This window comes from Ensifer sp. GW823-FHT05D09 (assembly GCF_058795755.1).
In genome coordinates, this window is record NZ_JBXAIA010000016.1 from 20333 (window position 1) to 45101 (window position 24769).

Below are 24769 nucleotides of genomic sequence, written 5' to 3' on the forward strand. Positions count from 1 at the left end.
TTGATTGTGTCTGAACACAGGGATATCATGCTGCACGGTTGGCGAGCCAATCAGTTCTCCTGAATTTCAGCTGTAGAAAAACTATCGGATGAGCGACGCACTTGGAAAGCTCCCGTCTCTGAATGGACTGAAGTCCTTTGAGGCCGCAGCGCGCCACCTGAACTTCAGGCTGGCGGCGGAGGAACTCGGTGTCACACAGGGCGCGGTGGCGCAGCAGGTGCGCGGGCTGGAGGCGCAACTCGGCCTCCAGCTCTTCGAGCGCCTCCCCCGGGCGCTTGCACTCACAGGGGAAGGCCGTGCCTATATCGCGGATATCAGACGTGCATTCGAGATCATTGCGCGGGCTACAGGCGATCTACGACCGCAACCAGTCAGGCTGGCGATCAGCTTGCCAAGTACCCTGGTTCATGTGAGGGGAGGAGGCTGGTCTCACATCGTGCTTGACGCCAAACTTCAGTCCACGCTCAACGACTCGGTTAGGTGTCCCTCCAAGCCAGCAGCCATTGGGTGAAACCGAGGGCAATGCCGGTCGGCATTGGTTCCGCAATCTCGTAGCCGCCGACTATCGGGTTGAGTTGCGGGCAAAGCACGACGAGCTGTCCATCGCGCAACTCCCGCTCGATCAGCGAAGGGCTCGCCTGGCCGATGCCAAGCCCGCTGATGCAGGCATCGATCGATGCTTCATCGGTATCGAACGTGATGCTGCCGCCGCGAGGATGAAAAGCTATGTCCGCCGCCTCGCACCAGCGCCGCCATGACCAGGCATCGGCTGTGTCGAGCAGCACTGGCAGGGCGAGGAGCGCTTCCGGTTCGATGGTCTTCGCCGCGTTGCCGACCAGAAGCGGAGAGCACACCGCAACCGTCCTGTCGAGAAGGAAAGCGGATGAAAACAAGGCCTCGTTTGAGCCCCGCCGATAGGTTACCGTAACATCGGGAACATCGCCGGCGCCAAGCGCGAGCGACTGGATGTTGAGGTCGACGTTGGGATTGCCCTGCAGATAGGAGCCGAGCCGAGGTATGAGCCATCGTCGCGCAATGGTGATCGGCGCCTGGATCACCAGCCGCACCCGATCCGGTAAAAGTGCTCGCGTGCCGTTGTCGATCGTGGCCAGGGCCGCATTGATGTGGATCAGATATTGCCGGCCAACATCGGTGAGCGATATCGCGTTGTGGCCGCGATGGAAGAGCTGGACGCCCAGCGTTTCTTCCAGCGATTTGATCTGCCGGCTTATGGCGCCGGGTGTGAGGTTCAGCTCCCGTGCCGTCAAGGTGAGGCTGCCCGTGCGTGCTGCGATCGAAAACGCGGGCAGAGTAGCCAGCGGCGGGAGCCTGATGCGATTGGATTGAGAATTTCTCATTCGGGCGTGAGAATCTTTCGCTTGCAAATAACTTGACTGTATCTATCCACATTGCAGCGAAACGACAATGATAATCCAGTCCGGTGGGTTCCAGGGCCGGAAATCGGACGCACGCTGCCGCGGGGCGTCAGGCATCAGGCGGGGGAGAAGCATGCATTCTATGCAACACCATTCGCCGCCCTGCGCGCGCCACTGTCATTACTGACCGTCATCCAGGGGGATAACCATGAATTGGAATTTTGCTCCGTCGACAAGGCGCGCTGCGCTGTCGGGGATCCTCGCTACATGGCTCGCTGCCACCGGCCTGCCGGCATTCGCCGAAGAGGCCACCCAGGTGGTGACCGACGACCGCGGCGTCGAGGTCAAGGTTCCCACCCAACCCAAGCGAATTGCATCGATTTCGTTCTTCGCCGACGACCTGGCGCTGGCGCTCGGTATCAAGCCGGTTGCCAGCACCTATATGGTCGAGGGCCGGCCACCGGAATTCTTGCTCGGGCTCACCAAGGACATGACGCAGATTGGCCAACGTGCCAAGCCGAACCTCGAACTCCTTTCGGAGGCCAAACCGGACCTGATCGTCGCGATCCGCCGTTACACGATCGGCAACGCGCCGCAACTGGAGAAGATCGCGCCCTACGTCGCCTACAACATGGAACTGCTTGACGGCAGCGACAAGGAAATCGAGCACCTGTCGAAAATCCTCGGCAAACCCGAGCGCGGGATCGAACTGAACAAGGCCTTTCGCGCGCATCTGAGCGAAGTTGCGGAAAAAGCACCAAAAGATACCCATCCCCGGTTCGCAATCATGTGGGGTGGAGAAGTGCCGTTCGCGTTCCACGACGAAAATACGTCGGCATCAATCGTGAAGGCGATCGGCGGAGAGAATATTGGCGGAGCGATGACTCCGGGCGGGGAGTTCGGCATCGATCTCAGCCTCGAGACGATGCTTGAGAAGGACCCTGAGGTCCTCTTCATCTACGATTACGGCCCGGACCGGCCGCATGAGAACAATCCGATCTGGGGCCAGCTGACGGCAGTCAAGAACAACCGGGTCTTCTATGTCGGCGATCATTGGGTGGAGACAAACGGTCCGATCGCACGCGAAATCGTGTTGCGTGAGGCCGCCAACTACCTTTATCCCGATGTCTTCCCGAAAGTAGACGTCAAGGCCGAAGCCGCGAAAATCATCCCGGCAGAGGTTCAGCAATAACAGGTCGGCCCCAACGGCGATGGACGCACGGAAATCTTCGATAGCCATCCACCTCGTCGTCGTTGCGACACTGCTTGTCATCGTTGTCGGGCTCTTGCCGGGCGCAAGGACCTTGTCGTTCGATAAGGCGCTGATTGCGCTTTTCGAACCCGACGCCGGGATCGATTCGATCCTCGTCTGGACACTGCGGCTTCCGCGGAGCTTGACGGCAGCGGCTTCTGGTGCGGGCCTTGCCGTTTCAGGTTATCTGCTTCAGGCCCTGACGCGAAATCCGCTCGCAGATCCCGGCATTACGGGCGTCACTGCGGGGGCGGTCGCGCCGATCGTCGCCTGCTTTGTCCTCCTTCCCTGGGTCTCCGGCATGTACTACCCCTTCATCGGGCTGGCCGGAGGCCTTGGTGCTGCCTCAGTGACGTTCTGGGTGGCGCGCGGCGGCAATGGCCGACCACTGCATCTCGCACTTGGCGGCATCAGCGTTTCGCTCTTCCTGGGCGCAATCACGATCTATGTGCTTCTGCGCGCCGGGCCTCAGTCGACCGCGCTCTTGTTCTGGATATCGGGTGGCTTTGCGGGCAGGACCTGGTCGCATCTCCTGCAGATGCTGCCCTGGGTCGTGATCGGCATGGCGGGAGCGCTGGCACTCCACCGTGTGATCTCGATGTTTGCGCTCAGCGACCACGCCGCTGCCGGCATGGGCGTCCAGCTCAATCTATGGAAACCGGTTCTGCTGGTGCTCGGCATTTGCCCTGTGGCAGGCATAGCCCCAATCGCTGGACCCGTCGCCTTTGTCGGGCTGGCGGCGCCGCACGTCGCCCGGCTCCTCAGGCCGCGCGGCGTCGCGTTGGAGATCGGGCTGACAGCCGCGATCGGTTCTTTGATCGTGACTTCGGCCGACCTGATTGCCCGGACCGTTGCCGTTCCAAAAGAACTGCCCGTCGGCATCATCACGGCCCTTCTGGGCGGACCGATCTTCATCTATCTGATCCAGCGTGGCCGGCTTGATTTCAAGGGGGAGAGCGCATGAGCTTGAGCCCGTCGGGCGCCGGCAAGCCTGCCGCTTTTATTTTGCCAGTCTCCTTGCTGCTCGTCCTTTCGTCGTTCGTGGCGGCAGTGTTCCTGGGCATCGTCGACATTCCGGCAGAAGACGTGCTCTCGGCATTGACCGGCGGCGGCTCGTCGCAAGCGCGCTCGATCATCCTCGACATCAGGCTGCCGCGGATCGCGACCGGAATGCTCGCCGGCATCCAGTTCGCCTTGGCGGGACTTCTCCTCCAGACAATTACCCGCAATCCGCTCGCCGACCCGTCGCTGATGGGGGTTTCCCAGGGCGCGACCCTCGCTGTCACGATTTTCCTGCTGTTCACGGTCTATATTTTCAATCCGGGCTCCCATACCGTTGCCGAACTGCCGATCGGCTGGCTGCCGGCCGCCGGAATGGCCGGCGGTATGATCGCGGGTGGCATCATTTATCTGCTGGCCTTTCGCCTCGAACTCAGCCCGCTTCGCATTACGCTCTGCGGCATCGCCATCGGCGCCGTCTTTCACGCCATCGCCATCGGCCTGATCGCAGGATGGGGCTCGGCACGCATCGAGATCATCCTCGAATGGCTCTCCGGCAGCCTCTATGCACGCACCTGGGACCATGCGCTTTTCCTGCTGCCGTTCACCATTGCCGGCCTTGCCATGCTGCCGGTGATCCAGCGGCCGCTGATCATGCTCCAGTTCGATGCAGCCGTTGCCCGCTCTTTCGGTCTTTCCTACAGAAAGCAGTTCTCGCTGGTCCTCTTGGTATCCTGCGCGCTTGCGGCCAGCGCAGTCGGCGCGGTAGGCCCGATCGTCTTTGTCGGACTTGTCGTGCCGCACCTTGCCCGCTTCCTCGCCGGAAGACAATTTTCGCTCGTCGTCCCATTCACCATCGTCCTCGGCGCGGTTATCGTCACGCTTGGTGACCTGATCGGCCGATTGGCCGGCGGGGCCGAAGAGGTGCCGATCGGGGTGGTCACCGCCATCATCGGCGTGCCGGTTCTGCTCGCATTGTTGCGCAAGGTTCCCTGAGATCGCTCATGCCCCTGTCCTGTTCTCACCTGACTGTTCTCTATGGCCGGCGAAAGGCGCTCGATGGCTTCTCGCTTTCGATGGAAAAGGGAGAAATTCGCGCGCTGATCGGGCCAAACGGCTCAGGAAAAAGCACCGCCCTTCAGGCGCTCGCCGGCCTGATTGCGCCACATGGCGGGCAGGCCGCAATCGAGGGCGTTGCCGTTGCCTCGATGTCACGACGCGCTATCGCAAGGAAACTGGCGTTCCTGCCGCAACAGCCGACGGCTCCGGACGAAATGACCGTGGCACAGCTCGTGCGTCAAGGGCGTTTCCCACATGTCGGCCTGTTCCGATCCTACGGTCGGAACGACGAAGACGCGATTGAATGGGCGCTTGAAAGCACCGGCCTTGCCGGCCTTGCCGATCGAACGCTCCAGGAACTTTCCGGCGGAGAACGACAGCGGGCCTGGATTTCTGCTGCCTTGGCGCAGGAGGCAGGCATCCTGCTCCTCGACGAACCGACATCCTTCCTCGATATCGGCTACCAGGTCGAGGTGCTGGACCTGGTCCATCGCCTCAGCCGCGAGCGAGGTGTGACGATCGTCATGGCAATCCACGACATCAACCAGGCAATCGCGGTCAGCGACCGCATTTCGCTTCTGGAGAAAGGCGAGCTCCGGTTCGACGGTGAACCGGAGGCGCTTGCGAATGCCGGCCTGATCGAGAGCATATTCCGCGTCAAGGGGAACTTCGTCGAGGTCGCTCCGGGCAAGCCGCCGCATTTCGACGTCGAGCTTACGAAGCTCGTTCGGCCGGACGCTTGACGAGACGGAAGACGATCTTGGTCTGCGTATAATAATCGAGGGCATCGGCGAAATCCGGCGTCCAACCGTCCGGGATGAACGATATGAACCCGTCGAATTCCAGCTTGCGGGCAGAGACCTCGAAGCCGGCCGCGGCAAAGACCTTCGCATAGTCGGTAATCGATCTGTCCTGGACGACGGTGTTCGTACGTTTGGCGACTAGATCGCGCCACTTCGGCCAGAGCGGATTGTCGGTGTGGCAGCCGGTGACTGCGTAATAAACCCCGCCCGGCTTCAGGGCCTTGAAGATGTCGGCGGCATGGGCATCGATGTTTTCGACGAGATAGATGACTTCATGGCTGATGGCGAGATCGAACGATTCGACCCACCTCTCCAGCGTTCCACCGACCGCGTGCTGCACCGGAATATTTCCCTTGAACGCCTCGGCCTTGGCGATCGACTGTTCTGCGATATCGATGCCGAGCGCCTTGCGGAAAGGCCGGATCGCATACAGATGCCGCAAGAGGCCACCTTGGTTGCAACCGAAATCGAGCACACTCTTCTCTGCGAGGTCTCGCTCGACGATTAGCTCGATGAGGTGCCGCCAGATGGGGGCGTGACCATCGGACATCCGGTCTTCAGCATCCGGGTCGACGTACCAGGTAGGGATGGTCTTGCGGTCAGGGGTCATGGCGGGCTCCGGTGCTCTTCAATTGGCGCCTGTCTTCTTAAGACACGCAGACTTGCCCCGATAGGGCGAAGTGCAGGAGCGAAGGCCCGGAAATTGCTGGATGTTCACCATTCTTTTCGTGCATGTCCGATCGAAGCGGGACGACGATGCCGAGACTGCGAGATATCCACCGGCAATATCGGCATCGTCGTCCGCAGCAAGTGTGAAATCGCGATTGGGAGCGGCGCAAGTTTCACACTTGATGCTGCGATTCCAGATCCACGTCCTCCGGTTGCCGGCTGGCTGTGAGGTAGGCCACAAGGGCTACAATTGCGGCGAGGAACATCAGGCTTGTCGCGATGGTGCCAAACCCCAATCCGCCGTACTCCATCGGCTGAGACAGCAGATCCCCAAAAGACGCGCCAAGCGGCCGGGTGAAGATGTAGGCGAGCCAGAAGGCGAAGACCGGATTAAGGTTGAGTATGCAGTAGCCGACGGCGATGGCGGCAATAACGGCACCGAATAGGAGACCTGTCTGCAGATAGCCGATGGCAAAAACCTCGGCCACCAGATCGCCGACAGCGGTACCGAGCGCAAAGGTGAAGAGGATCGCCAGCCAATAGAATATCTCGCGACGCAGCGTGAAGATCGAGTGGATCGATAATGTCTTTTCCGTCGCATACCAGGCGATGAACGTGACGGTCAGCAGGACCGTGAAGGCGATCGCCGTCGTTTCGAGTGCAACCCCGAAATTGTCGACGAGGTTGTCGGTCACCAGTGTCCCGACGATGCTGATGAGGACGACCGCGGCCCAATAGACAGAAGGCACGTAGCGTCGCTGGGCGAACTGGGAGAAGAGAGCGATCGCCAGGATGATGCTCATCAGGACCGAGGTCGCGGCAAGACCCAGCCCAAGATTGACGGCGAGATAATCGGCGGCAGTCTCGCCCATCGTGACCGCCATCAGCTTGATGAGCCAGAATTCGATCGTGACTTCGGGCACCCTATTCTTCGGCGCGGCCGGCTTAGCACTTGTGGTCATCACTGTCTCCCTTCGGATCTACTTGCCGATGATCGTCATGGCTTCTGTGAGGAACCGGTCTGCGCGAACATCGTCGTCGGCATTGCAGCGTTCGACGGCCTTGTCTTCGAGGTCCTGCACCTTTGCAGTATCGGCATCGCTCAGCGTCTTCATGATTTTCGCAGCCCGCATATCCTTCAACATGGTCTCGCAGGGAACGGTCGCGGCAGTAGACGTCAGCGCCGATGCACCAAAAGAGAGGGTGGCAACGAGCAAGGCGGGAATGAGTTTGTTCATGGGGCAATCCTTCCGGTTGTGCGGGGCAAGGTTTCGCGTGATGGCGTCGCGCATTCCGCTGAAGCCGATCTGGTTCTATCGGGCCAATTTTGCCGCGCCTTTTCCGAGGTCTTACGGTTTCGTAAGCTCGACGAATGGGTGGCGCTGACGCAGTCACGGTTTGATCGGCCCGCAACCTCATGGGCGTCTTTAGAAAAGATCACCGCATCGGCAGGTGTTGGACAGGTCCCCGGCTTTAGAGATCGGGTCTGTTGAGCTCAGAGGTTCGGATGCGCATCCTCGTCATCGAAGACGACCAAACGACCGCGGGATACATCGAGCGCGGCTTCTGCGAGGCCGGCCACGTCTGCGACGTCATTGCGGATGGGCGCGACGCGCTGTTTCAAGCCAGCAGGGAAGACTACAATGTGCTCGTTGTCGACCGCATGCTTCCCGGGCTTGATGGGCTCTCGCTGATGAAGGCATTGCGGGCTGCCCGGGTCAAAACGCCGGCGATCTTCCTGACGGCGGTCGGTGGCGTTGACGACCGGGTGGAGGGGCTCGAAGCCGGCGGCGACGACTATCTCGTCAAGCCGTTTGCGTTTTCCGAACTCCTGGCGCGCGTCAACGCGCTCGGTAGGCGTCCGCCATCCCAGGAGCAGACGACGATCCTGCGCTGCGCCGATCTCGATCTCGATCTCGTCAGGCGCCAGGCACGGCGCGGCAGCCAGAATATCGAGCTTCAGCCACGCGAATTTACGCTGCTGGAAGTGCTGATGCGCGGGGAGGGGCGGGTGCTGACCCGAACCATGCTGCTCGAGCGCGTCTGGGAATTTCATTTCGACCCGAAAACCAGTGTGGTCGAAACCCACATCAGCCGGCTACGGGCCAAGATCGACCGGCCGTTTGCTGTTCAACTCGTCCACACCGTGCGCAACACCGGCTACAGCGTCCATGCACCGCGCTAGATTATACCGCAGCACGCCCTTCCGCCTGGCCCTGACGTTTGCAGTACTTTTCGTCGCCGCCTTCGTTGTGTCGGGTCTCATTACCTATCAGCTGCTGAAACGCGACCTGCTGTCGGCACTCGACAGGTCGGTCGACGAGACCTACGCCGTCACCGCTTCGGCCTACGCGAAGGACGATGTCGAGGACCTGATCGCCACCATCGACGCCTATTCAAGGCTGCGCTCGGCAAGCAGGGTCTTTTCTCTCGTCGATCACACTGGGACGCGCATCGCCGGCAATGCCGACGCTGCCTGGCTTGCGCCGGGCCTGTCGAGCGTGAAGGCCGCCGATATCGGCGTCGAGGGCACGGCAAACTTTCGCGTCAAGGCGGGCGTGGTCGATGGCTACATGCTCGTCGTTGGCCAAAGCTTTGAAGAGACCGACAAGCTGGAGGACATCGCCCTGATCAGCTTCGGCTGGGCGCTCGTCATCATTGTTTTCATCGCCATTGCCGGCGGCACCTTCCTTGGTTCGCGCGCGCAGGCCCGCCTGGACGGGATCGTGCGGACAATGGTCGACGTCTCCAACGGGAGGATGCGGGCCCGAATTCCACTGCGCGGCAGCCGGGACGACATCGATGCGGTTTCCGGGCAGATAAACCACGCGTTGGAGCGGCTGGCCAATCTGGTCGAAAGCATGCGGCAGGTCAGCGCCGACATTGCCCACGAACTGAAAACGCCGCTCAACAGGCTGACGCTGACGATAAATGACGCGCTGGCAAGGAATGGCGAGGGCCTTCCCGTCGACAAGCAGCTTGTCGATGCCCTGGCCGAGAGCGAGCAGATCAATGCGACGTTCGAGGCCCTGTTGCGGATATCGCAGATCGAAGCCGGCGGGCGGAAAGCCCGCTTCAGCCAGGTCGATCTCCTGACTGTTCTGACGGCGGTCGCGGAAATCTACATCGATGTCGCCGAAGACCATGGGCAAAGGCTCCATTTCGTGCCGGAGATCACGCAGCCTTGTCTCATCCGCGGTGATCGGGAACTCCTCACGCAGCTGTTCGTGAACCTGGTGGAAAATGCCATCAATCATTGTCCGAGGGGAACCGACATCGTCATCGGCTTCACCGGAAGCCGGCACGGTTGCACGACGACGATCAGCGACAACGGCCCGGGCATTCCGGCCGCCGAGCGGGACAAGGTGTTCAGAAGGCTATATCGGCTCGACAAGAGCCGAACCACGCAAGGCAGCGGCCTCGGTTTGAGCCTGGTTCGCGCCGTTTCCGATCTTCACTCGGGTGTGATCCGCCTGGCCGACAACGGGCCGGGCTTGCGCATTTCCCTAACCCTTCCCGCGGCGGAGAAGAACTGACCCGACGGCGTTCAGCTTCATGTCAGCGGCTGCATCCATCGTGCGTGAAACAGGAGCGCCTCGGATGAAACTTGGAATGATCAAGCCGATCGTGTGGGCCACGCTGGCAATCGCGTTGGTCGTGGGTGGATACCTCGGAGGCATTCAGCTCTCCGGCAACTTTTACGAGGTCGTTCCCGGCGAACTCTACCGCTCGAACCAGCCGACGGCGGGCCAGATCACGAACTACGTCAAGCGGTATGGCATCAAGTCGATCATCAACCTTCGTGGTGCCGATGACGGTGCGGCCTGGTATCGCGATGAGGTGGCGACTGCAGCAAGGCTCGGCGTCAAGCATGACGATTTCAAGATGTCGTCGAGCGAGGAGATGACGCTTGATCAATCTCTGAACCTCGTTTCACTGCTGCGTGATGCCCCCAAGCCGCTCCTTATTCACTGCCGCTCAGGTGCCGACCGCACCGGGCTGGCTTCGGTCATCTACCTGCAACGGATCGCCAAGACAGACGAGGAGACGGCTGAAAAGCAGTTGTCCATACGGTTCGGCCACATAGGAATTCCCTATTTTTCCCCAAGCTACGCAATGGATGAGAACTGGGAAAAGCTGGAGAAAGTCTTCGGCCTGGCGGGTTAAAGTGCTCCATCGTCAAACAGAAGCGCTTCCGTTTGAAGATCACGCGCTTGAGGCGCCGACGTCCTCAGGGCGAGGCAGATAGCGCCTGGAGATCATCCAGCAGATCGTCGCCCATGTCGCACCGGCACACCAGCCGCCAAGCACGTCGGTCGGATAGTGAACGCCCAGATAGATCCGGCTCAACCCGACCAAGAGCGTAAGCATCAGCGCCACGGCGATCACGTAGAGCCGCGTGGCGCGGCTTGATTGGACGCGGGAGAGAAGCAGCCCCAGCGTCAGGTAGGTGACCGCGGACAGCATGGCATGTCCGCTTGGGAAGCTGAGGTCGTGGACATCGACAAGGTGCGGGACGATGTCGGGCCGGGGCCTTGCGATTCCGATTTTCAGAAGCGTGCTGAGCAACCATCCACCGAGAACCGAGAACAGCACGAACAGACCGGTCTGGCGTCGCAGCGCGAGCAGCAGGTAACCGACCGTGCAGATGGTGACCAACGCCAAGACCGTTGTGCCACCGAGGCTGGTAATGTCGGTGACCACATGTGTCAGCCATCCCGGCCCGATGGGGGTGGATAGGTCGCCCGGTTGGCGCAGCGCGCGCAGGATTGCGTCATCGAAAGCGCGCGTTTCGCCATCCACGACTTCGCTCGTCAGCCGGAGGAAGACAAAGGCGCCTCCGGACGCCAGCGCAAAACCGGCGATGCCCAACGGTCCGTAAGACCTTGCGCGCCCGGAGACCCATGTGCTGATCGCTGCGATCTTCGACAAGGCAAACCTTTCTCTTGCTATAGCCGCACGGCGGCTTCGAAGCCGTCGGGTTTTCCGGTTGCAGGGGAGCGAAGTGCCAGATCGCCGTTCATCTGCTCGACGAAGCGCTTGACAATCGACAGTCCAAGCCCCGAACCGGCCGCCTGCGTCGGCCCTCGCGCAAAACGCCGCGTTAGGCTTGCCAATGTCGCCTGATCGAGAACGGCGCCATCATTGACGACGCGGATGCCATCGCTGTCGAAATAGACGTCGACGATGCTGCGCGCCGGGCTGTGCACCAAGGCATTCTCGAGCAGGTTGCGCACGACGATTGCGAATGCGTCTGCGCGGATTTGCCGTTCGACATGGATACCGTCGCCCGCATGCAGGACGATGCGCCCGGCGCCCAAAGCCGATCGCCGCATGTCTTCGATGACAACCTCAAGGATCGGGAAAAGGTCGGTCTTTTCGCCCGAGATGCCGATACCGGCTTCGGCACGGGACATCTGCAGCAGTTTTTCCGCCAGGCGGCCCAGATGTTGAAGGGACCGTTCGATCTGTCCGACGCGTGCGGCCAGCGAAGGTGGCACTTCGGCGAGCAGACGCTGGGTCTGGGCCAGAGCGCCCGCAATCGGCGTGCGCAACTCGTGTGCGCTGTTGGCGGTGAACTCTCGCTCCGCTTCCAGGGCCGCCCGCAGTCGTTCCAACAAGAGGTTGACGGAGCGTGCGATCGGGCGAAGCTCAAGCGGCAGACCGGCCGCGTCGACAGGGTTCATGTTGCCGCCGTCCTTGGTGGCGATATCGTCGCGCAATCCTTCGATCGGCGACAACGTCATCCGAACGACGAGGATGATGGCGACGATGCTCGCGGGTATCAGCGCCAGCACCGGAAAAAAGAGGGCCATGCCTCCCTCGATCGCCGCTTCACGCCGGTGGTCGAGACCGTCTGCAACCTGGATGTACAGCGAGCCGTCAGCGGTTCCTGCCGTGTAGATCCGGTGGGTGTCGGTCTGCGAGAAGCCGACAGAAAGTGCGATCGGAAACGGCTCAGCGGGCGCATCCCTTGACTTCAGCAGGACCTGACCGTCCCGACCGCGGACCTGATAGGTCAGATACTCGCGATTGGTGGCGGCCTTTTCTGCGAGGCGCCGGGGGGCGTTTCCTGCTTGCCTGCCGACAAGATCATCATTGACGATAGGCAACAGACGTTCTGCCGTTTCCTGAATGCCGCTATCGAATATCTCGGAGAACTCGTCCTGCATGATCAGGACGCCGAAACCCATGGCGACGAGCCAGAAGGCCGCAACGACGCTGGTGATCGCGACGACGAGCTTGCGGGTCATGCTTGGCGTCTGAAACATGCTCACTCACTTGATGCAGTAGCCGACGCCGCGGATGGTCTCGATGCGATCGTGGCCAATCTTTTTTCGCAGCCGGCTGATGTAGACCTCGACCGTGTTGCTCTCGATCTCGGCCCCGAAGGCGTACAGTTCCTCGTGCAACTGTGCCTTGGAAACGATCGCCCCGGGCCGCGCCGCGAGCTTGTCGAGGACCGCCCATTCACGGGCGCTGAGGAGCTGGACCTCGTTGTCGACGACGACATTTCGATTGATCTGGTCGATCTCGATGCCCGGCAGGCGAATGGTCGACGTCGGTTTGCCCGCATAGCGTCTCGATACCGCGAGCATTCGCGCCGTCAATTCGTCCAGGTCGAAGGGCTTGACGAGATAATCGTCCGCGCCGCTGTTGAGCCCCTCGATCCGATCAGAAACCTGGTCATGGGCGGTCAGGATGATGACCGGTGTCGCATCCTGGCGCGCTCGCAGGTGGCGAAGCAATGACAAGCCGTCTCCATCGGACAATCTGAGGTCGAGAAGGATCAGCCCGTACTCGACGGTCTCCGTTGCCGCCATTGCGTCGACCACGCCCAAGAACCAGTCGACGGCGTGCCCCACGGCGGCGACATGGTCGCGCAGCGCCTCTCCCAGAACCGGATCGTCTTCCACAAGCAGAACGCGCACGCCGTCACCAGACATCGAACAACTCACGCCTATTGTCGCCTAAAGCCACGCATCAAGTCGATCGTTTTGAGCAATTTGATTTCTCACGAGGCGACGTTTGCCTTGCATGCCGAAAAGATGTCGAGTTGTGGATCGTAGACCGACGTGGAAACATTCATCATGCCGAGCGCGCTGTGAAAGAGGTTGTCGTGCGAGTAGGCATTATCCTTGGCACGTTCCGTCAGGCAATGACGATCGACACCAAGAGAAGTCGCAAAATCGGGATCCATCCAGGTCAGGAACGGGACGTGGGGCTGCGTATCCGGCGCGAAAAGATAGGGCGTCCCGCGAAGATACAGCCCGTTCTCGCCGAGCGATTCCCCGTGATCGGACATGTAGAGCATTGCGCCGGCGAGCTTTTGCGAACGGGCCGCGAGCTTGGTGATGATCACCGAGAGGACGTGGTCCGTGTAACGGATCGTGTTGTCATAGGCATTAAGGATCTCGCTATCGAGGCAATCTCCGAGTTCCGCCGTGCGGCAATCGGGCGTGAAGCGTCGATAAGCCTCGGGATATCGAAGATAGTAGGTCGGCCCGTGACTGCCCAATTGATGGAGTACCACGACGCTGTCCTTCGTGACGTGATCGAGCCAATCGTCGAGTTTGTCGAAGAAGATCGCGTCCTGGCATTCTCCCAGCCGGCAGAACCGCGGATCCATCGACGAGGCCAGGTCGATATAGCGAACCCGGTCGGCGACGCCCTTGCTGCCGGTATTGTTGTCCCACCATTCCACCTCGATGCCGGCATGGGCGAGAACGTCCAACAGGTTTTCGTTTTCAAGGGACTTTCGGTGCGAATAGCCGGACCGGCTGAGGTTTGAGAACATGCAAGGGATCGAGGTCGCCGTCGCAGTGCCGCAACTGGTCGTGTTGCGGAAGTAGGTGATGTCCTGCTTGGCCAGTTCCGGATTGGTGTCGCGGCCGTAGCCGCCGAGCGCAAAGTTGGCTGCACGCGCCGTTTCGCCTGCGACGATCACCGTCACGCGCGGCTTTGTCATGCCATTTTCCGCGGGACGAAGCCTTGCGTCGGTGCCGAGAGATTTTACGACGATCTCCTGTTCGGCGCCGGTTTGCATGAGGTATTTCACTGTCCCCGAGAGGGGCGTGATCGGGTTAAGGCTCTTCACCAGGTCCTTGTGCTGGCGGATCGCCGTCACGAACGTCTTGGAATGCGAAAACCCGGCGATGCCGAAAACCAGGAGACTGATGGTAATCGCGATGCTGTTGCGCATGATCTTGCGACCGAAGGAGTGGTGCACGATCCGCACCCACAGGATCGCCGCCACAGGCAAAAGAACGTACGGGACCAGATGCCAGACAAATGCCGGTGTCATCAGATGTCCGGCTTCCGCTGACGTGGTCTCAAAGGCGTTTCGGACCATGTCGCTATCGATCACGACGCCGAAGCGGTCAGTAAACCATGAAGAGACACCCGCAACGACGACCAGCAATATGAAGATGGGCTTGGTGAGATACTTCGCGGAGAACATCGTCACCACGCCGAAAAACAGGCAGCCGATCGCCACGTAAAGGGTCGCGACGGCGAGGGGATAGGCCGCGAGGTAAAGGTTTATCTTCGCCCAGAAGGTCTGATTGTTGAACGCCACGAGATAAAGTGCGGTCAATGCGCTGAGCTGAATGCTGCCGATCCTCGGCCGATAGCGTTGAATGGCGGACCACGTCGTCGATGTCTTCTCATGCAATGCTATACCCCATGGCAGGCGAGTTTAGATGCCAAAGCCACGCATGGCAGGCGGTCGCCTCTATTGCGGGGGATTTCTGACATGAACCTGAAAGCCGGCAGCTTCGGGTGGCCGGAGGCCTGGTCCGGGCCATAGGCATCAAGCGGGAAGAACCAGTTGCTAAAATGAGGTCTTCGGTTCTCGGAAGGCGCCCCGTTTCTTGAGGTAGCTGACTGACGCGGTTGCCAGGCCGACGACGACCATGAGCGCCGCCAGGAACAACAGATAGGAAAGCTGGTGCTCAACGTTCTCTGCGCTGGCAAAGCGATACATTTCGGTTCCAAGAACGGCGACCAATGCAGATGATACGGTGGAATAGTCCTTGGCGATGACACGTTTGACGTTGAACGTCATGCCTTCGGTGGAGCGGTGGAAATTTTCAAACCGCAGCCCCCAGCGCGGCACGTCCCGGCAGTAGGCGCGGTAAGCATTCCCAAACTTGTGCTCGAGGAACGCCTCTTCGGCGTAGACGATGCACTGATACATGAACGCAAACAGACTAACGCCGATCGCGATCACGAGCGGGTCGCCGTGCAGCAGGAAAATGCCCGTATAGACCAGCATGTTTCCGACATAGAGCGGATTGCGACAGACGCCGAACATGCCTTCGGTGACCAGATCCTTTGCGTAGACCCGCTTGTTCAATCCTCCGCGCTGAATATAGGCATAGCCCACCACGACCATGCGAAGCGCAAGTCCGCTGAAGACGACGAGGATCGAGACGACGCCCTTTACCACCGCCGCTGTGGGGCTACCCCAGATCTCGAGCGGTGGCGAGGCCAGGCTGAAAAGCGCAACAATGATTGCAGGAAAGACCTGGTTCCGGTAGCGAAAGAAGAAGTCTCCGAGATTGATCATCGCCGTCTTCATGGCATCGCCCTATTTGACCGCAATGATTCCGCAGAAATTGTACCAGCGGAAAAAGACCTCTACACTTCGGAAGCCGACCTCGCGCAGGAGCTGCAGGTTTTCCTCCAGGCGATAGGGGATCAACACGTTTTCCAGGGCTTCGCGCTTCTTGGATATTTCGATTTCGGAATAACCGTTGCGCCGCTTGAAATCGTAATAGTGCTGGATGAAGAGGCGATTGAAGGTCGTGTCTTCGCTCGTCAGCTTTTCGATCAGAAGCAGGCAGCCCCGGTCGTTGAGCGCCCGATGCATCATCCGCATGACGCGTTCGCGATAGAGCGGACGAATGAACTGCAGCGTCAGCAGCATCGTGACGACGCTGGCGTTTTCCATGTCTACGCCCTGGTGGAGATCGGCGACCTTGAGTTCAATCTGTCGCCTGGCGCCAGCAGCGCCAATTTTCTGCCGCGCCTTCTCCAGCATGTCAGGCGCATTGTCGATGCCGATGAAGCAAACGTCCGGCCCGATGACGCCATCGAGGCAGAGGAGCGTGGTGGCCGTCGAGCAGCCGATGTCATAAAGGTTCGTGTGCGGTTGTGCGAAGTCCAGCGCAAGTTCGCACACCATCCGCTGCATTTCCTCATAAAAGGGGACGGAGCGACCGACCATGTCGTCGAATACGTCCGCAACGGTCGCATTGAACGCGAAGTCTCCGACCTGTCGGTCCTCTTGGGCGAAAACATCGTCCTTGCGGCTGGTGCGCAGATGAAGGTGAGGTGCCTTGTCAGCCATCGATTGCGCCCCAATTGATTTCGTGCCGGCCAAACCTTTGCAAAGAAGATGAAGTCCGACCAAGAGAAGGCAATCACGACAACCTGACACGAACCTGAAAGAGCCAGCCGGTGCCAAAGGCGGGCAGAGCGACCAATGACCGCTGTGTCATGCCCGGACGCCAAGAACCCATTCTCGAAGGTGGTGCGGACGGCGCGCAATGAAGGGCCGCAGATTGTCACGCTGCGCGGCGAGCGCACGGCAGTCGTATTGTCTGTTCCTGACGACGATACTCTGCGCGCCGAAGGGTTGATCGCCGCTACCGCGATCGTCCACGATCTCGTCGTTGTTACGGACAACGTCAAGGATTTCGAAGACACAGGCGCCTACGTGATCAATCCATGGGAGACGTTGGTGTGAGCCGCTCGGCGTCGAACCCGCGCTGTGAGCCGGCATTCACTGTGTCCTTTCGACGGAAGTACGGGGTTCCTGTCTTAGACCTCTGAACTTGCATAATGTATCGCTGGAAGGCGGTGTACTGCGCAGGACCGGTTACGCCGCTCTATCGATTTCTGGGATCAACTCCAGTTCGCCATGGAGCGCTATTTCCTCCGTCTTGAGGTTAAAGCTGGTCTGCATGTTCATCCAAAATTCCGGCGTTGTGCGGAAGTACTTAGCGAGGCGCAGGGCGGTATCTGTGGTTATCGGCGTTTGCTCGGCCGCTATGCGTTCGATGCGGGTGCGAGGAACATTTAGCTTTTTCGCCAATGCACCGGCACTCATGTTCAGAGGACGTAGGTACTCCTCGCGGAGGATTTCGCCCGGATGGACCGGTGGAAGAATATGGGTCATCTCAAGCTCCTTGTATGCGACGATTGGCTCTCAATGGTGGTCAACGATTTCGACGTCTTCGATGCCTGCACCTGTCCATACGAAACATATTCGCTACTGATCATTGATCCGGATCGAGTGCTGGCCTTCTCTGTCGCCCTTCAGCGCTTCAAGCCGATTTCCCGGGGGCGAACGTAAGTCGTCGAGAACGGCAGCACTGTTCAGGATCGTCAATTTGCGAACTGCCGACCTCACGATATCTGAAGGAAGGCCTTTTGGTGCTTTGCCGCGTGCAACGGCCTCGGTTTTGGCGTCCTTAAATGACCTGATCACGTCTGACTCTTCATAAATGTATCATGCGGTGATACGAGTGAAAGTCAAATCAAAACGTATCATCGTGCGATACGGATTCTCAATTGCTATCTCATACGCCATTCTGAGATCACGGGTTCGATTTCTCTCAAGACGAGAGGTTAGTGGATCGGCTTTCGGCCGAAAGCGCACTCGTTAGTTATCCGCAAACGTTTAGACTGCCCGAACTTCGGCAGGCCGTTTGACAATGTATTCGTCGAGCGAGGCCAACGGCGGCGTCCCAGGGGCGGACGCTTGCGTAGCGTGATCACGTGCGCCTTCGTCGAGATCGGCCGCGTTGATGCTACGGCCGGTCATCTTGAGTTCGTTATCGAAAATCCTGCTCGTCGAAGCGTGCGAGTTCGATGATCCAGTCTTTCGTCTGTTCGACGGAAAAACGACGGCGGAGCGCCGATTTGACGACGAGAAATTCGCGATAGTCGCTCCTCCTGTCATCGACCGGAAGCTTAACCAAGTCCCCTTTCTGAACAGCTTCGCGGACATAGGGGTGCCAACCCAGTGCAACTCCATGCCCGAAACGCGCGGCCTCGAGGACCATGGCATAGGTTGTCAGTCGCCGAATGACCGGGCTTGTGCCCGCCTCGAGCCAGGTATTCCAGTCCATCAACGGGCTCGTGAAGTTTTCCAGTTGCAGCAGCGGAACACGACTGAGGCATTGCGGGCCCTTGATGTCATGGGCGGCGACAAATTCTCTCGATGCGACGGGATAGACCCGCTCTTCCAGGAGTGGATAGCTTTCGACATTCGGCCACGAGCCCGTGCCGAAGCGGATTTCGAGGTCGAAATCTCCATTGCTGAATTCGGGGAGTTCGTCGATGCATACGAGATGCAGGCGGATATCGGGAAATCGCGCGTAAAATGCGCCCAGCGCCGGCATGAGCCAAAGCGAAGCGGCGGCGACGTTGACGCGGAGCGAAACGACACCATCATCCTCGCGCGGCAGGGTCTTTGCCGCGTGCTCGATACTCCGAAATGCCGTTACGACGGCATTCTGGAATTGCAGACCGGCGGCTGTAAGCCGGATTCGCGTTCCCTGGCGCTCGAACAGTTCCGTTCCGAGGGAGTGTTCGAGCTGCTGTATGCGCCGACTGATCGCCGGTTGGGCGACCAACAGTTCATGCGCTGCGCGGCTAAAGTTGCCGTGGCGAGCGGCGGCTTCGAATGCCACCAGATTATCAAGGGTGCCGACGGTCTTCCTCAAATCACTCATTAAGATCCCCACAGGCGTTGAGGAACGCACTCCTCTCAGTACGCTCTCTTATAACGAAATGGCATAACGGCTATCAGACTTTTCGCCGTTCTCCCAATCTGCATTTGCCCGCAAGCTTCCCCTCCGGCGGATCAAGTACGCTGCACGAGAAAAAGGGAACGGACATGAACAGATTGAAAACGGTCGCGGCCTCCACGTTGGTGACGCTCGCGACACTTCTGGCGCCTGCTGCAAAGGCTGAGGATGCGATCGATACCATCACGCAGATTAAGGAGGCCGGTGTCCTGAAGGTCGGCATGGCGGACTCAGTGCCCGCCCAACAGAAGAACCCGTTGAGCGGTGAATGGGAAGGCTTCAATGTCGACATGGCGAAGAACCTCGCCGAAGTTCTGGAGGTGAAGCTTGAAATCGTTGACACGACTTGGTCGACGATCATCCCGTCCCTGGTCCAGAAGCAGTTCGACATTGCCATGGTGGACATGTTTCGTACCCCGGCCCGCGCCATAACCGTCGACTTTACGGACAGCTACATGACGACCGGCAACACCTGGCTGGTCGGTGCAGATGTCGATGTCTCCGACTGGAAGCAGCTGAACGACCCGAAATACTCAGCCGTCAGCATCGCGGGCATGGCGGCGGTCGCACAGAGCGATCGTCTGCTGCCGGAAGCGCAAAAGAAAGTCATCGTATCGGACAATGCCGTTGCCGGGCAGCTCGAAGTCGCCGCCGGCCGTGCCAGTGCGCATCTCAGTGATCTCTTGCAGAACGCCCTCTTCATGAAGGCCAATCCGAATGCCAAGGTCAAGGTACTCGGAGCGGACACGCCCATCGAGGCGACTGGCTATTCCTATGCGATACGCCCGGGGGATTACCACTTCCACGCTTTCCTGAACACTTGGATAGCTCATGCCACGACGACCGGCGTCATCTCCCGAACCAGGCTCAAGTGGTACGGAATAGAGTAAGCGGTTTCACACAAGATGTTCGAGATGCTTGCTCCCTATGTCCCCGCGCTCGCGCAGGGGTTCGTTCTGACGCTATTCTACTTTGCGCTCGGTACCGTCGGGTCGATGGTTCTGGGGCTGCCCGTGGCCTTGGCTCTGGGCAGTTCCTCGGCCATCGTCCGTTTTCCCACCGTCGCGTTTGTGGAATTCTTCCGCAACACGCCCTTGCTCGTACAGTTGTTCTGGCTCCATTTCGCCTTGCCGGCGTTAACGGGCTTCAACACCACCGCTCAGCAGACTGGCGGGATCGCGCTTGTGATCGTGATGACAGCCTACATGGCGGAAGTCTATCGTGCTGGCTTCAATTCCGTGGCGAGGGGGCAGCATGAGGCGGCACTTGCGCTCGGGCTCAATCCGCGCCAGCGCTGGCGGCTCGTCATCATTCCGCAGGCGCTGGCCATGACGATGCCGGCGATCGGCAACACGCTGGTCAGTCTCCTCAAGGCGACGGCGATCCTCTCGATCCTGGCGGTGCCCGAGTTGATGCGCACGACCTCGCGCATCAGCGACTACACGGCCGATCCCATCCTGTTCTACTCCGTCGCGGCCCTGATCTACATCGGCTCCGGGCTTGCACTGGCGGGCGGCCTCCACAGGCTCGAGGTTCGTCTCAATCGTTGGAGGCACCGTTAGTGTTCGATTATCAAATCGTCGTTTCGGCATTTCCGGCGCTCTTGCAGGGCCTTCTCACGACGGTGTCCGTCACAGTCGTCGCGTTTCTTATTGCGACTTGCATGGGCAGCCTGCTGGGGGCCGCGACCTTGTCTCCGCGGCGTTGCGTGTCTCGGGGCGCGATGGCGTTCCTGCATGTCGCCCGGGCGACGCCGGAAATGATCGCAATATTCTGGGCCTACTACTGCCTACCCATCCTGCTCGGCGCCAATCTTTCTGGCTTGACCTGCGGGGTGCTGGCACTTGGCCTCATCGGGGGAGGCTACATGGCGGAGATCGTGCGCGGCGGCATTCTTGCCGTGGACCGCGGGCAATGGGAGGCCGCGCAATCCCTGGCCATCCCGAGGCCCGTGATCTGGTTCCGCGTCATCGCTCCTCAGGCCGTCAAGAAAATGCTGCCGGCCGTGGTCAACTACTTCACCGACTTGCTCAAGGCGACGACATTGCTGGCCGGCATCGGCGTGGGGGAGATTGCCTATGTCGCCTATCTCAACGGGTCCGCGTCGTTCCGCTATCTCGAACCGCTGACGGGCGTCGCCATCCTCTTCTTCGTTCTCATCTTTCCGCTCAGCGTGATGGCGCGTCGCCTCAACGCCGGCGGATTCGGTCATTGAAAAGTCGTCGCGATGAATTCATCCGCCCCTGCCTACTTGCCGTTCGATGCCGTCTGGAAAATGCGGATCGACCACCCCTATTCCCTGCTCGTCAGAGAAGGGAATGTCCTTTGGTCCTGCGGCCAGTGCCCGCTGGACAGTCTCGGAAACGTTCTTCATCCCGGCGATCTCATGCGTCAGGCGGAAGCGGTGGCCGGTTATATTCGCCGGTTCTTGGGCGAGATGCAGAGCCGGGTGTCCAGCATCGGTCGCCTTGTCGTCTATTATGTAAGGACTGCGCCGGACGATGGGCCACGCTTGAAAGAGCTGTTCCATCGGGAGTTCGGGCCGTCAGTTCAGGTCATGCCGGTGGCCGTTCCGCATTTCTACTATGACGGCATGCTGATCGAGGTTGATGTGTTTGCCTCGGATGAGAAAGCGGAGGGCGCCTGGTTTGTCGATGAAGAATCTCGCCTAACGTTGGAGGTATGCGATGCAGGCCCGTTCATCTGGGCGACGGTATCGTCTCCGTGCACCACCGGTCAGGACATCGGCTTGCGACTGGACCGGCTGCTCGCCCGCGCAAATCTCTCACGCGATACCCTCCTCGCAGAGCAGTGGTTTCTTCCGGCCGGTTGCGACGTTTCCGCAATTGGCCTCGTCGTGAGGCAGGGGTGCGATGCGAAAAGCGGCGTGCGGCTCTCCGACACAGACGCTGATATCATGGCGGAGCTGACCTTCGCGAAAGCGCCGGCTTCAGATGGCGACTTGCAAGTGATGGTGGCCGATGTCGAGCACTTATCGATACTGCTTCATATGGCAGGCGGCTATTTCCACCTGACGGCTCTCGATGCTTCGCCGGATCGCGACCTCGTGGAGCAGACAGCGAGGATCATGAGGGGGGTGGAGGCGGCTTTCGTAAAGTCCGGCCTGAGTTTCCAGGATGTACGCAAGGCGACCACCTACTACATCGCCGGCAGCTCGGCTGATGAACTGCACGAAAACATGTCAGTAAGAAACGGCTACTACGCAAAACCAGGCCCAGCGTCGACAGGTCTGCCTGTCGAAGGCTTGCTGGTGGCGGGAGCGCGTGTTTCGATCAGCCTATTTGGGGTGGTACCGCGCAATGGCCGCTGAAATGGTCACCGTTGCCGGAGAGGTGCTTGTCGTCCATCGCTTTGGCAACCCTTGCTCCCGGCCGAAAGTCTATCTGCAGGGTGCGCTTCACGCCGACGAGGTCTCGGCCACCGTGGCGCTTGCCGAACTGGTCGGCGCGCTGCAGCAGGCAGATGAACGGGGCCAGATCTGCGGCGAGGTCATCGTCGTGCCGCATTGCAATCCTCTCGGCGCGAAGCAGTTCGTCCTCGGGCGCCACTTGGGTCGTTTTTCCCTCGAGGGCCGAAACTTCAACCGTGCATTCCCGCAGGTAGGAAAACGAGTGGTCGAGAAACTGAGACAGCTCGGCCACGAGCGGCAGACGACCATTGAGGCGACGCGGATCGGTACGGAGATCCTCAACGACCTCACGCGCCTTGGCCCCCCGGTTGAACGTCTCCAGGCAGCATTGATGGAATTGGCATGGGGGGCCGACGTCATTGTCGATGTCCACGCCGACATGGAGGCGACCCTTCATCTTTATACATCCCAGAAATCGTGGCCCGTGTTTCGGCCTCTGGCGCAAAGGCTCGATGTGCCCATTGTCATTCTAGCGGATAAGTCGGCAGACTCTCCGTTCGATGAGGTGCACGGCGATGCGTGGGACATCATCAATGTGCATCTGGATGAAAACCTAGACCGATCCGCGTTTCGTCCCGCAGCCTGTACGCTGGAACTGCGCGGACTTTCCGATGTCACTGCGGAGTGGGGGGCCTCAGACAGTCGGGCGCTTCTCGATTTCCTGGTTCAGTTGGGGGCAATAGCCGGCACCAGCGAAAGTGCATCTGGCGCGGCCCCGCTCGTCGCAACTCTCGATGCCGTCGAGGTGGTGAGGAGTGCAATGACCGGCGTGGTCATGCATCTGAAGCCGCTCGGTGCGAAGGTTATCGCTGGCGATCAGGTTGCGCGGCTATACGATTGGTCCGAGCCCAACCCTCACGAAAATTGGCAGGACGTCGTCGCCGGTACCGACGGCATCATTTTCGCGCGCTGGCACCAGCGCGTGATCCAAGCCGGCATGGCAGTGGTCAAAATAGCGGGACAGGCTGAGCTGCAGACCGACCGGCAGGTGCTGTTGCTCGATTGAGAACGTCGAGCGTGCCCGGTTCCCCGGACTTGTGCTCACGGTCACACTGTCGCATTGGCGAACCGCGCGAACAACATTGGTGCGGCTGAAGCTAAGCGGAGTCGGTTGCCTCCACGTTCCCGTCCTGTTCGTTTAGGATCGCATAATGTATCGAGCGGAACCGGCCGAGCTGATCAGTGCTCCGTGCGAATCGAACCAGCACACCAGCCCTTAATGGCTCGGGTAACACACGCCTTGCCGGCTCAGCATATCGCTTGGTTCAGTTTACCATGAAGCGCGAGCTGAACGGCAGGCTCGCGGCGCCGACGGCCTTGGGAGCGGCAGATGTCCTGCCCACGACGGCGTTCACCGAAGGGATTTCCGGTCGAACAAGCGTACACAGTGCCGCGCAGACTTCGGCGGGAACGAAGGACGAAAGCACGACGGTTTTCAGTTCGATGAATTGCAATAGGGATCGCGTCGAATCGACGAGACTTTCCGCGCATGCCTGCTGCCAGGCGGCGAGTTCCGGCCCGATGGGCGGCCAGATAGGGTCCGGGCCCCAGAGTTTGGTCGCCGCCGGATCGCCCACCGAGAGGGCGCGCTCCAGCGCGAGCACGCCGACATCGTAACTGAGCGGCGAATTGCCGTTGTATATCTGATGGTTGAGCACGAGGCGCCCGTGCAGGCGCGCACCGAGATAGAAGTACAGGAAATCCTGCAACTGCCGCGCCGCGCCGAACAGGCTCTCACCGCCGGCGGCTGCCGTAATGTCGTTCTGCACGAAAACGGGAAGGCCAAGCTCGTCCTCCAGGTAACGGTGCAGCACGTCATGTTCCGGGCCGGAGCGGATCGGCGGGGTGGGAAGTGCCAGACCGACTCCGGCGATGCGGCCCTGCCGGCTTTCGGAAAGGCCGGCAATGGCTCGGTGGAGTTCGAGCGCAAGCGCTTCTGGCGCGTCAAAGGTGCCGGGAGTTGTGTGCGACATCACGCGATGGTGCTGCACGTTGCCGATGAAATCGACGACGACAATATGGGTGTTGCGGTATCCGACGCTCACACCGACGGAATAGGCTCCCTCGGAGTTGAGCATCAAAGGCGTTGTCGGAGGGCCGACGCGGCCCTTTTGCGCCTCGCCGCGCACGACCAGGCCTTCTTGTTCCAGCGAGCGGACGATGACGGATATCGTCTGCGCTGATAGGCCGGTCTTCTCGCCGATTTCCAGACGGGTCGTAGTCTCGTTCTGCAGGAGCAGCGAGAGCACGAGGCGCTCGTTATGGCTGCGTACGCTCAGCGAATTTAGACCGCTGGCGCGGTCAGCGATGCGAAGCGGGTTGGGCGGCGCGAAACGCATGTCAGGCAAGGCGGCGGTCCT

The 24769-nt window shown here is 60.1% G+C and carries 26 protein-coding genes and 2 pseudogenes; 14 read left to right on the forward strand and 14 right to left on the reverse strand.

Annotated features, from left to right (window positions below):
* Positions 1 to 88 precede the first annotated feature (88 nt).
* A pseudogene (locus AC1Q80_RS29195) lies at positions 89 to 400 on the forward strand (LysR family transcriptional regulator); the annotation flags it as partial.
* A 76-nt stretch (positions 401 to 476) separates the two neighbouring features.
* Here the strand turns inward: AC1Q80_RS29195 and AC1Q80_RS29200 are convergent.
* Positions 477 to 1358 carry a LysR substrate-binding domain-containing protein gene (locus tag AC1Q80_RS29200; RefSeq protein ID WP_492362738.1) on the reverse strand — a complete coding sequence of 294 codons (882 nt, stop codon included), beginning with the start codon at positions 1356 to 1358 and terminating at the stop codon, positions 477 to 479.
* A gap of 226 nt (positions 1359 to 1584) precedes the next feature.
* Here AC1Q80_RS29200 and AC1Q80_RS29205 point away from each other — a divergent pair, with 226 nt between their 5' ends.
* The 4 genes from AC1Q80_RS29205 to AC1Q80_RS29220 are packed head-to-tail and all read left to right on the forward strand — an operon-like array spanning position 1585 to position 5429.
* Positions 1585 to 2568: an ABC transporter substrate-binding protein gene (locus tag AC1Q80_RS29205; RefSeq protein WP_492362739.1), complete on the forward strand. Its 984-nt coding sequence runs from the start codon at positions 1585 to 1587 to the stop codon at positions 2566 to 2568.
* A gap of 19 nt (positions 2569 to 2587) precedes the next feature.
* Positions 2588 to 3592: a FecCD family ABC transporter permease gene (locus AC1Q80_RS29210; RefSeq protein ID WP_492362740.1), complete on the forward strand. Its 1005-nt coding sequence runs from the start codon at positions 2588 to 2590 to the stop codon at positions 3590 to 3592.
* Positions 3589 to 4623 carry a FecCD family ABC transporter permease gene (locus tag AC1Q80_RS29215; RefSeq protein ID WP_492362741.1) on the forward strand — a complete coding sequence of 345 codons (1035 nt, stop codon included), beginning with the start codon at positions 3589 to 3591 and terminating at the stop codon, positions 4621 to 4623. The genes AC1Q80_RS29210 and AC1Q80_RS29215 overlap by 4 nt, the downstream gene beginning before the upstream one ends.
* 8 nt (positions 4624 to 4631) lie before the next feature.
* Positions 4632 to 5429, forward strand: coding sequence for an ABC transporter ATP-binding protein (locus tag AC1Q80_RS29220; RefSeq protein ID WP_492362742.1), 798 nt, complete (start codon positions 4632 to 4634; stop codon positions 5427 to 5429).
* Here the strand turns inward: AC1Q80_RS29220 and AC1Q80_RS29225 are convergent.
* The 3 genes from AC1Q80_RS29225 to AC1Q80_RS29235 all read right to left on the reverse strand — a co-directional run bounded on the left by AC1Q80_RS29225 (position 5401) and on the right by AC1Q80_RS29235 (position 7396).
* Positions 5401 to 6099: a class I SAM-dependent methyltransferase gene (locus tag AC1Q80_RS29225; protein ID WP_492362743.1), complete on the reverse strand. Its 699-nt coding sequence runs from the start codon at positions 6097 to 6099 to the stop codon at positions 5401 to 5403. The genes AC1Q80_RS29220 and AC1Q80_RS29225 overlap by 29 nt on opposite strands.
* A gap of 232 nt (positions 6100 to 6331) precedes the next feature.
* Positions 6332 to 7120 carry a COG4705 family protein gene (locus tag AC1Q80_RS29230; RefSeq protein WP_492362744.1) on the reverse strand — a complete coding sequence of 263 codons (789 nt, stop codon included), beginning with the start codon at positions 7118 to 7120 and terminating at the stop codon, positions 6332 to 6334.
* A gap of 18 nt (positions 7121 to 7138) precedes the next feature.
* On the reverse strand, positions 7139 to 7396 hold the full coding sequence (locus AC1Q80_RS29235; RefSeq protein WP_492362745.1) for a hypothetical protein: 258 nt from the start codon (positions 7394 to 7396) through the stop codon (positions 7139 to 7141).
* 269 nt (positions 7397 to 7665) lie between these two features.
* On the opposite strand from AC1Q80_RS29235, the gene AC1Q80_RS29240 reads away from it, so the two are divergent.
* The 3 genes from AC1Q80_RS29240 (at position 7666) to AC1Q80_RS29250 (ending at position 10325) form a co-directional block, all read left to right on the forward strand.
* Positions 7666 to 8343, forward strand: a complete 678-nt coding sequence (locus AC1Q80_RS29240) for a winged helix-turn-helix domain-containing protein (protein WP_492362746.1) — start codon at positions 7666 to 7668, stop codon at positions 8341 to 8343.
* A complete protein-coding gene (locus AC1Q80_RS29245; RefSeq protein ID WP_492362747.1) occupies positions 8330 to 9694 on the forward strand; it encodes a HAMP domain-containing sensor histidine kinase in 1365 nt (454 codons plus the stop codon). Before AC1Q80_RS29240 ends, AC1Q80_RS29245 begins: the two co-directional genes overlap by 14 nt.
* 76 nt (positions 9695 to 9770) lie before the next feature.
* Positions 9771 to 10325, forward strand: coding sequence for a dual specificity protein phosphatase family protein (locus AC1Q80_RS29250; protein ID WP_492362748.1), 555 nt, complete (start codon positions 9771 to 9773; stop codon positions 10323 to 10325).
* Between the two features lie 39 nt (positions 10326 to 10364).
* Here the strand turns inward: AC1Q80_RS29250 and AC1Q80_RS29255 are convergent, their stop codons facing one another.
* The 6 genes from AC1Q80_RS29255 to cmoA all read right to left on the reverse strand — a co-directional run bounded on the left by AC1Q80_RS29255 (position 10365) and on the right by cmoA (position 16512).
* On the reverse strand, positions 10365 to 11090 hold the full coding sequence (locus AC1Q80_RS29255; protein ID WP_492362749.1) for a phosphatase PAP2 family protein: 726 nt from the start codon (positions 11088 to 11090) through the stop codon (positions 10365 to 10367).
* A 17-nt stretch (positions 11091 to 11107) separates the two neighbouring features.
* Positions 11108 to 12430, reverse strand: coding sequence for a sensor histidine kinase (locus AC1Q80_RS29260; protein ID WP_492362750.1), 1323 nt, complete (start codon positions 12428 to 12430; stop codon positions 11108 to 11110).
* Between the two features lie 6 nt (positions 12431 to 12436).
* A complete protein-coding gene (locus AC1Q80_RS29265) occupies positions 12437 to 13090 on the reverse strand; it encodes a response regulator transcription factor (RefSeq protein ID WP_492362796.1) in 654 nt (217 codons plus the stop codon).
* 83 nt (positions 13091 to 13173) lie between these two features.
* The gene (locus AC1Q80_RS29270; protein WP_492362751.1) at positions 13174 to 14832 is read right to left on the reverse strand and encodes a phosphoethanolamine transferase; all 1659 of its coding nucleotides are present in this window, start codon (positions 14830 to 14832) and stop codon (positions 13174 to 13176) included.
* Positions 14833 to 14991: 159 nt separating this feature from the next.
* A complete protein-coding gene (locus tag AC1Q80_RS29275) occupies positions 14992 to 15741 on the reverse strand; it encodes a methyltransferase family protein (RefSeq protein ID WP_492362752.1) in 750 nt (249 codons plus the stop codon).
* A 9-nt stretch (positions 15742 to 15750) separates the two neighbouring features.
* Entirely contained in the window at positions 15751 to 16512 is a 762-nt protein-coding gene (cmoA, locus tag AC1Q80_RS29280) for a carboxy-S-adenosyl-L-methionine synthase CmoA (protein ID WP_492362753.1), read from the reverse strand.
* A 135-nt stretch (positions 16513 to 16647) separates the two neighbouring features.
* Here cmoA and AC1Q80_RS29285 point away from each other — a divergent pair, with 135 nt between their 5' ends.
* Entirely contained in the window at positions 16648 to 16911 is a 264-nt protein-coding gene (locus AC1Q80_RS29285) for a type II toxin-antitoxin system prevent-host-death family antitoxin (RefSeq protein ID WP_492362754.1), read from the forward strand.
* A gap of 132 nt (positions 16912 to 17043) precedes the next feature.
* Here AC1Q80_RS29285 and AC1Q80_RS29290 read toward each other — a convergent pair whose 3' ends face one another.
* The 3 genes and pseudogenes from AC1Q80_RS29290 to AC1Q80_RS29300 form a co-directional block, all read right to left on the reverse strand.
* The gene (locus tag AC1Q80_RS29290; RefSeq protein WP_483498001.1) at positions 17044 to 17343 is read right to left on the reverse strand and encodes a HigA family addiction module antitoxin; all 300 of its coding nucleotides are present in this window, start codon (positions 17341 to 17343) and stop codon (positions 17044 to 17046) included.
* Between the two features lie 30 nt (positions 17344 to 17373).
* Positions 17374 to 17655 (reverse strand): annotated as a pseudogene (locus AC1Q80_RS29295) (type II toxin-antitoxin system RelE/ParE family toxin).
* 346 nt (positions 17656 to 18001) lie between these two features.
* Complete coding sequence (locus AC1Q80_RS29300) at positions 18002 to 18895, reverse strand: LysR substrate-binding domain-containing protein (RefSeq protein ID WP_492362755.1); 894 nt, start codon at positions 18893 to 18895, stop codon at positions 18002 to 18004.
* A gap of 173 nt (positions 18896 to 19068) precedes the next feature.
* On the opposite strand from AC1Q80_RS29300, the gene AC1Q80_RS29305 reads away from it, so the two are divergent.
* From AC1Q80_RS29305 to AC1Q80_RS29325, 5 genes are read left to right on the forward strand one after another with little or no spacing between them, the layout of a single operon-like run.
* On the forward strand, positions 19069 to 19869 hold the full coding sequence (locus tag AC1Q80_RS29305) for a transporter substrate-binding domain-containing protein (protein ID WP_492362756.1): 801 nt from the start codon (positions 19069 to 19071) through the stop codon (positions 19867 to 19869).
* Between the two features lie 15 nt (positions 19870 to 19884).
* Positions 19885 to 20541 carry an amino acid ABC transporter permease gene (locus AC1Q80_RS29310; protein WP_492362757.1) on the forward strand — a complete coding sequence of 219 codons (657 nt, stop codon included), beginning with the start codon at positions 19885 to 19887 and terminating at the stop codon, positions 20539 to 20541.
* Positions 20541 to 21194 (forward strand): amino acid ABC transporter permease, encoded by a 654-nt coding sequence (locus tag AC1Q80_RS29315; protein WP_492362758.1) that lies wholly within the window; start codon positions 20541 to 20543, stop codon positions 21192 to 21194. Before AC1Q80_RS29310 ends, AC1Q80_RS29315 begins: the two co-directional genes overlap by 1 nt.
* A gap of 12 nt (positions 21195 to 21206) precedes the next feature.
* Positions 21207 to 22310, forward strand: coding sequence for a hypothetical protein (locus tag AC1Q80_RS29320; protein ID WP_492362759.1), 1104 nt, complete (start codon positions 21207 to 21209; stop codon positions 22308 to 22310).
* Positions 22300 to 23415, forward strand: a complete 1116-nt coding sequence (locus AC1Q80_RS29325) for a M14 family metallopeptidase (protein WP_492362760.1) — start codon at positions 22300 to 22302, stop codon at positions 23413 to 23415. The genes AC1Q80_RS29320 and AC1Q80_RS29325 overlap by 11 nt, the downstream gene beginning before the upstream one ends.
* Before the next feature lie 259 nt (positions 23416 to 23674).
* Here the strand turns inward: AC1Q80_RS29325 and AC1Q80_RS29330 are convergent, their stop codons facing one another.
* A complete protein-coding gene (locus AC1Q80_RS29330) occupies positions 23675 to 24748 on the reverse strand; it encodes an ROK family transcriptional regulator (RefSeq protein WP_492362797.1) in 1074 nt (357 codons plus the stop codon).
* Positions 24749 to 24769 lie beyond the last annotated feature (21 nt).